The sequence below is a fragment of the Micromonospora sp. ATLC16 genome, assembly GCF_057196645.1.
Genome location: NZ_JBXUOW010000041.1, coordinates 41,594 through 48,142 on the forward strand (window position 1 = coordinate 41,594; position 6,549 = coordinate 48,142).

Below are 6,549 nucleotides of genomic sequence, written 5' to 3' on the forward strand. Positions count from 1 at the left end.
GGTCGGGTCGAGGTGTCCGCGCTCATCGGGCCTTGTCGATCGCGGCCTGCAACGACTCCCGGTAGGACTCACTCGTCGCCGTCGCGCCGGATACGGTGTCCAGGTCGGCGCTCTGGCGCTGCACCACCAGTCCCGCCGTGCCGCTGTACCGATCGTCGACTCGGCTGCTGCGTTGGTCGGACTGGGCTGTCCGCTCCGGTAGCTCCAACGCCTCCGCGGCCACGATCCGGCTGCCCGTGAGCGAGATCGCCACCTGCACGTTTCCGAATTCGTTGCTGACCACCGGTCCGAAGACCCGGCGGACCGTGGGTCGCGGGGCGGCGGTGCTCGGCTGTGCTGCCGACGGCTTCTTCGTGACGCCGCCCGACGACCCGGAACGGCCGGCAGGTGGGCTCGCCGTGCTCCGCCTCGGTGCGGGTGACTTGCTGGCCGATGGTCGTGGACCTGCCGTTGCGGTCGCTTCGGTTGTCGGCTGGGCTGCCGTGGCCGACGCCTTGGCACTGGGTGTCACCGGCGCGGTTAGCTCCTGGGCCACCCGGCTGGTGTCCGGTGCCGCCTTGAGCACCACCAGCGCGGTGGTACTGGCCGCCAGGCCGGTGATTGCGAACAGGACGCGACGCATGCGGCGATGCCTCTCAGAGTTCAAAGGTGGCGAGGTGGATCTGCCGGCGTGGAACGCCGGCCCGGCGGAGCAGTTGCCGGCTCTGCTCGATCATTCCCGGCGGGCCGCAGAGGTAGACGTCACGCTCGGCCACGTCAGGCACCAACCGGCGTAGGCCGTCGGTGGTCATCACCTGCCGGGGCCCAGGATCGTCACGCGAGCCGACCACATACCAGACCTGGACGCCACGTGCCTGCGCCAGCCAGTCCAGCTCCCGGTGCAGCACCACGTCGGAGGGGGCACGCACCCGGTAGATCAGCGCCGTACCCGGCGGCAACTCCTCCAGCATCGCCCGCAGCGGGGTGATGCCGCTGCCACCGGCGATCAGCAGGGCCCGTTCGCGGAGGCGGTGCGCCGCGGTGAAGGTGCCCGACGGGCCGACCGCCCAGACCCGGACCCCCGGCTCCAGCTCACGCAGGTCACGGGTGTGCGTACCGACCACTTTGACGGTCAGGCGCAGCCAGCGACCGTTGGCCGCGGCGGACACCGAGAAGGGATGGGACTGCCACCAGCATCCCCTGGTCAGGAACCGCCAGCGGAAGAACTGCCCGCCGAGCATCGTCAGCCGGTCGAGCCGCTCACCGGTCAGATAGATCGACACGGTGTCCGGGTTCTCCGCGACGACGTCGGCCACCCGCAGCCGGTGCCGCAGGTTGAACGCCAGCGGGGAGATCACCCGGCCGTACAGCAGCGCGGCGACCACCAGCACGTAGAAGCCGATCCACCCGGTACGCACCGGACCGGGGCGGAACAGCTGGGCGCCGTTGCTGAACTGGTGGGCGTAGCCGAGCAGCAGCACCGCGTACGCGGCCAGGTGGGTCGCGTGCCACAGCTCGTAGGGCAGCGCCCGGCGTACCGCCCGGACACCGGTCAGCCCGATCAGCACCAGCAGGCCGGCGGCAGCGAACGCGGCGACCATGTCCGGGTAGTCGCGCAGCATCACGCCGGCCTGGCTCAGTGGCGACCGCCCTTCCAGATGGGCGTAGCCGACGAGGATCAGGGACATGTGCGCGAGCACCGCGACCAGCAGGGTGGCCCCGACGTCCCGATGCCAGCGGGCGATCCGCTCGCCACCGGCCACCCGCTCCAGCACCGGCAGCCGGCTCATCATCAACACCTGCACGAGCAGCAGGTAACCGGCGAGCAGGCCGCTGATCTGACCCGCGGCGGTGAGCATCGCGGTGCCGCCGACCAGCGAGCCGGACGCCGTGTCGGTCCACCAGGGCAGCACGGCGGCGACCAGCCCGAGCAGGAACAGCCCGACCAGCAGCCGCCGGCCGCCGGCACCACGCCGTGGCACGACCGGCAACGGACTTCCGGTGGTGGGCCGACCGCCGGACCGGGAGTGCGCTGCGGTCCGGCGGTCGGAGTAGAGGCCGGGGTGGGTCACGCGTACAGCTTCATCGGGGCGTACTTCATCCGGGGGAAGATCTTGTCCACCTCCGCGTTGGTCAGCCCGAACCGACCCTGCGCCACCGACCCGTAGACGTTGAACATGTTGTTGTACTCGGGCACGTCACCGGAGTCGAGGGCGTCCAGTCCGTTCCAGGCCCCGAGTAGCGAGCCGGCGAGCTTGCGCCCGGACAGGATGGTCACCACGCCGCCGTGACCGTGGTCGGTGCCGCCACGGTTGGACGCGACCCGGCGACCGAACTCGCTGGAGACCATCACCGTCACGTCCGCGGCCTGGTCACCGAGATCGGTGAAGAACGCCGCCAGCGCCGCCGCCAACTCGTTCAACCGCCGGTACAACTGGCCGCCGTTGGTGGTGCCCTGATTCTCGTGGGTGTCGTAACCGCCCATCCCGACGGTCGCCACCCGTACGTTGGCATCGCCCTTGATGAGTTGGGCGAGGGCCTGGAAGGCGGAGCCGATGCCCCGGTACTCGACGCCCTCGGCCGGCCGGTACGGCTCGGCGGCGAGCTTGCGCGCGGTGGCCAGTGCGCCGAGCCCGGCCTGCACCGCGTCCTCCACGGGGTGGTTGATGCCGGTGAACAGGCCCTTGATCGCCTTCTCGGTGGCCTCCCGCTGCCGCTCATTGCCGGCCAGGCGCAACGAGCCGACGTTGTTGAGCGAGAGGGCGCCGTTGTTGCCGACCAGCGACCGGGGCAGGGTGCTACCGATGCCGACGCTGCGGAAGGCGGTGCCCTTGCCGAGCGCGTCGACCAGGCTGTCGAGCCAGCCCCGACCGCCGGTCTCGCCGGGCAGGCCGCCGAGGTTGCAGGCGTCCGCGGCCTGGAAGTGGCTGCGGGACAGCCGCTCGTCGGAGACACCAGGGACGAAGCCCAGCTGTCCGGACCGCAGCCACGGCTGCAGCGGCGCGAAGGCGCTGGTGAGCTTGAAACCCCGGCCGAGAGCCAGTGAGTCGTTGGGCAGCAGCAGCTCGGGCCGGGCCCGGTCGAGCACCGGATCGTTGTCCGGCGCGATAAGGCTCAGGCCGTCCAGGCCGCCGTACAGGAAGACATGGATCAGCGTGCCCGTCTTGGTCGCCGCGAACGACGCCGAGGTGGTCACGAACTGGGCGGTCGCCAGCGCGGTGGCGGTGGCGGCAGCCCCGGCCACGAAGGTACGCCGGGTCACCCCACGGCCGTCCTGTTGAGCCTCTTCCAGTTCCTCCAGCCGCCGGTAGCGGTCGGCCTCGGCGGCGTTCTCGGCGGCCACCACGTCGGCCTCCGCCCGCAGTAGTGCCTCGGCCGGATTGTCGGCCAGCCGTCGCACGTCGGGGCAGTCGGGGTGCAGGTGATACGGGTACACAGTCTTCTCCATCGGATGCCTCACCGGAGGTGGTGCTGGGGGGATGCGAGGATCGCCCGCGCGACGGCGGTGATGGCCCCGTTGAACGTCGCGTCGACCTTCGTGCCGGCGGAGACCCCGGCCACGCCGAGGATCAGCGCCCGTTCCCGGTCGGTGAGCGGCTGCCGGATCAGCCGTCGGGCCAGTGCGTCGACGTAAGCTCCGGCGGTGGCCGGTGGCTTGGCGACCAGCTTCTCCGCACGGGTGAAGGTGAACATGGTGCGGTTGGCGGCGAGCAGGTCATGGGCCTCGTTCCAGCCGTTGACCATGGTGCCGACGGAGGTCCACGCGAGGTAGACGTCCGGGTAGCCGTCGGGCGTCGGTTGACCCATCGGGGAGTGACCCAGCTGGCGCAGCTTGTCGTGGATCTGCCGTAGGCCCCGGGCGTACGGGGTCCGCTGGTTGCCGCCGTTGTCGTGGCCGGGCGCGGCCTCGGGTGACACACCAAGCGTGCGGTAGGTGGCCACCAGGTACTCCAGCGGACGGCGTACCTTCTGGCCCACAGCCGCCCAGAACTCCGACGAGCTGAACAGGGTGAGCAGCACCGGCTTGATCCGGCCCCTGCTGTTGGTGTACGCCTTGGCCAGCCTGTCCACAAGGGACTTCGGCGGGGTGTCCGAGACGAACCGGACGGCCAGGTTCTGCGCCACGTACCGCGCCGTCGACGGGTGCAGCGCCAGATACGTGAGGTACGCGTCGATCGCCGCCTCGGCCTTCTGCGGGTCGGCAGAGTTGTTGGCGTGGGTGAACCCGAGAATCTTCACCTTGCCGACGTAGTGCCGCTCCGGGCGGAACACGTAGCTGCCGTCCTTGACGCCCCGGCCGGTCTGCAACAGGGCCGCCTGTCGGACGTCGGCCTCGGTGTAGCCGCCGTCGACACCCACCGAGTACAGCTCAAGGTTCTCCCGGGCCAGGTTCTCGTTGACCGCGTCGGCGCGGGAATCGACCTGGTTGAGGTAGAGCAGCAGTGCCGGATGCCGGTTGGCGGCCAGGAACATCTCCGGATAGCTGCCGAGCGCGTGCTTACGGATGACGTCCCGGTCGAACGAGTTGCGATAGATGTCCGCGCCGTCGACCTCGGCGGCCACGTGCAGGAAGTCGTTCCAGAAGTCGACCATCACCTCGAACAGCTGACGATCGGACCAGATCTGCCGGGCGATGGTGGCATCCACCATCTCCCGCTCGGGCTGGGCGCCACGATCGTTGAGCTGATCGCGCTGGTCGCGCAACTGCGTCGGCGAGAGCTTGAGAGTGGGCAGTTCGGCGAGCTTCAACTCCGCCTTCGTCGGGGCGATCTTCTCCGGCTCCAGCTGCCAGCGCAGCCAGCCGTCGATTCCGCGCTCCTTGATCTCCGCGAGTACCGCAGCGGTGGGGCCGAAGGTCAGCCGGCGGGCCAGGTGCAGCTCCGGATCCTTGGCGAGCACCGTCTTGACGGTGACCTTGGTATCCGCCGCCGCGGCGGCCGGACCGGACAAGGTGCGGCCACCCTTCGGCGCGTTCCTCTTCAGCGCCTCGCCGCCCCGGGAGCCCATGTAGCTGTCGTTCTGCTCGGTGTACGTGCGCACCGTGCTCGCCTGCTGCCCGCTCGGGCGGGCGGGCGAACCGTCGGTCGATTTGGCGAAGGTGGCGTCACCGGCCACCGCCGCCTCATCACCGAAGAAGGCGCGTACCCGGGGATTCATCGCGAGCATCGCGCCACCGGCCACGACGGCGGCGCTACCGCCGAGGGTGGCCAACGCTCGGCGACGGCCGGACGCACGGCGGGGTTCGCCGTCACCGTCCAGGTCGGGCAGTTCACCGCCGGGCCGGGCCTGGTCCAGCGGCACGCCGTGCCCGTCCGGGCCGATCCACTGCGGTCCAGGGTTCGGGGCCGGCCGCTGGCCCTGGTAAACGTAGGGCTCCGGCCGGTACGGATCGGTGCGATGGGTCGGATCGACATGCTGGGGGTGTGGTTGCGGGTACCGACGCCCGTCCCATCCGCGATCGTCCTGCCGTCGGTGTGGTGGCACCTGATGGTCGGCCATATACCGTTCCTGTTTCTAACGCCACCGCACGACCGTGACCCGGCCCGAGGTGCGGCGACTGATGTTCGAGGGGGTTGCCAGGGGAACGTAGTCACCGGCGTCCGGCCTAACAAGGCAGCCGTTCACGTCTCCCCCGCGCACTTAAGACGAGTTTCAGCGCGGGTGACGGACCGCCGGCTACCGGCCAGTTGGGTAGACACGCCGCGAGCAGGCATATTTCCCCGACCACCGCGCACACCAGCGCCATTCCCGGGCACGCGGGCGGCGCGGGTCCGGTTCGGCGGCTTAGTAAAAATTAAGGTACGGATAAGGTGCCGCTGTGGTGGCTCGTCACCTGGTGAAAGTGGCACCAGGAAGAGCGCGTGAGCCCTCTCCGCAGCGGGTACTCCGTCGCACCGTTGCTGAACGCGTGAGGGGAAGGCACATGCTCAGCAAAGAGGATCAACGCAGATTCGAGCAGATCACCCGCCACCTGCGGGAGAGTGATCCGGCGTTCTTCGCCCGGCTCGACCACCGGGCCCGGGGCCGACACGGCCGTTGGCTGCTGTTGTTGACCGTCGTGCTCTGGGCGGCGCTGCCGGCGACCACCGTACTCGCCGGCCGGCTGGCCGGGGCGATCTTCGCGGTGGTGTTGTTGACCAACGCGGCACTGATGTGGCGGTTCCGGCAACGTTGGCTGTGACCCGGACGGTCGTGGTGACTCACTGCTCGCCGAGCTGGCGGTAGGCGTGGCGCAGGCGTTCGACGAGTCCGGGCCCGCCGATGGCCGGCGCGGGCGCGCCCAGTTGCCGCAGCAACAGGTCCGGTCGGGCGGTCAGGCTCGGTGGACGGTCCGGCAGCGGCACGGGCGGCAACCAGAACCGGTCGACCGCCTCGGCCAGCGGCGTGACGGGCAGGTCTGCCAGCGCCCGGACGGACCCGGCAGCGGGCACGTCCAACTCGGGGTCGCCGGGCCAGCCGGTGTCGGCCGTGCCGGCGCCCGACGAGGCACTGTGGCCGGTCGGGTTCGTCGGCGCCGTCACGTCCCGCTGCGCCGGTTCGTCGGCTCGACCCGCCGGCTCGCCGCCACCG

The 6,549-nt window shown here is 70.5% G+C and carries 5 protein-coding genes and 1 pseudogene; 1 reads left to right on the forward strand and 5 read right to left on the reverse strand.

Translation table 11 applies throughout. The annotated features are described in order from the left end of the window. Positions 1-22 precede the first annotated feature (22 nt). The 4 genes from AC2CHE_RS17950 to AC2CHE_RS17965 are packed head-to-tail and all read right to left on the reverse strand — an operon-like array spanning position 23 to position 5,478. Complete coding sequence (locus AC2CHE_RS17950) at positions 23-622, reverse strand: FMN-binding protein (protein WP_484506041.1); 600 nt, start codon at positions 620-622, stop codon at positions 23-25. A 13-nt stretch (positions 623-635) separates the two neighbouring features. Beyond that, the gene (locus AC2CHE_RS17955) at positions 636-2,051 is read right to left on the reverse strand and encodes a ferredoxin reductase family protein (protein WP_484506042.1); all 1,416 of its coding nucleotides are present in this window, start codon (positions 2,049-2,051) and stop codon (positions 636-638) included. After that, positions 2,048-3,427, reverse strand: a complete 1,380-nt coding sequence (locus tag AC2CHE_RS17960; RefSeq protein WP_484506043.1) for a DUF1501 domain-containing protein — start codon at positions 3,425-3,427, stop codon at positions 2,048-2,050. Before AC2CHE_RS17960 ends, AC2CHE_RS17955 begins: the two co-directional genes overlap by 4 nt. Positions 3,428-3,435: 8 nt before the next feature. After that, complete coding sequence (locus AC2CHE_RS17965) at positions 3,436-5,478, reverse strand: DUF1800 domain-containing protein (RefSeq protein WP_484506044.1); 2,043 nt, start codon at positions 5,476-5,478, stop codon at positions 3,436-3,438. Between the two features lie 424 nt (positions 5,479-5,902). Between AC2CHE_RS17965 and AC2CHE_RS17970 the strand changes: the two genes are divergently transcribed. Then, entirely contained in the window at positions 5,903-6,160 is a 258-nt protein-coding gene (locus AC2CHE_RS17970; protein WP_093401288.1) for a DUF3040 domain-containing protein, read from the forward strand. Between the two features lie 19 nt (positions 6,161-6,179). Here AC2CHE_RS17970 and AC2CHE_RS17975 read toward each other — a convergent pair. Further along, positions 6,180-6,549, reverse strand: a pseudogene (locus AC2CHE_RS17975) (hypothetical protein); the annotation flags it as partial.

What these genes read in the sequence shown, in the direction of transcription:
- AC2CHE_RS17965 (WP_484506044.1), bottom strand. Translation starts at nt 5,478, where the DNA reads ATGGCCGACCATCAGGTGCCACCACACCGACGGCAGGACGATCGCGGA.
- AC2CHE_RS17970 (WP_093401288.1), top strand. Translation starts at nt 5,903, where the DNA reads ATGCTCAGCAAAGAGGATCAACGCAGATTCGAGCAGATCACCCGCCAC.
- AC2CHE_RS17960 (WP_484506043.1), bottom strand. Translation starts at nt 3,427, where the DNA reads ATGGAGAAGACTGTGTACCCGTATCACCTGCACCCCGACTGCCCCGAC.
- AC2CHE_RS17950 (WP_484506041.1), bottom strand. Translation starts at nt 622, where the DNA reads ATGCGTCGCGTCCTGTTCGCAATCACCGGCCTGGCGGCCAGTACCACC.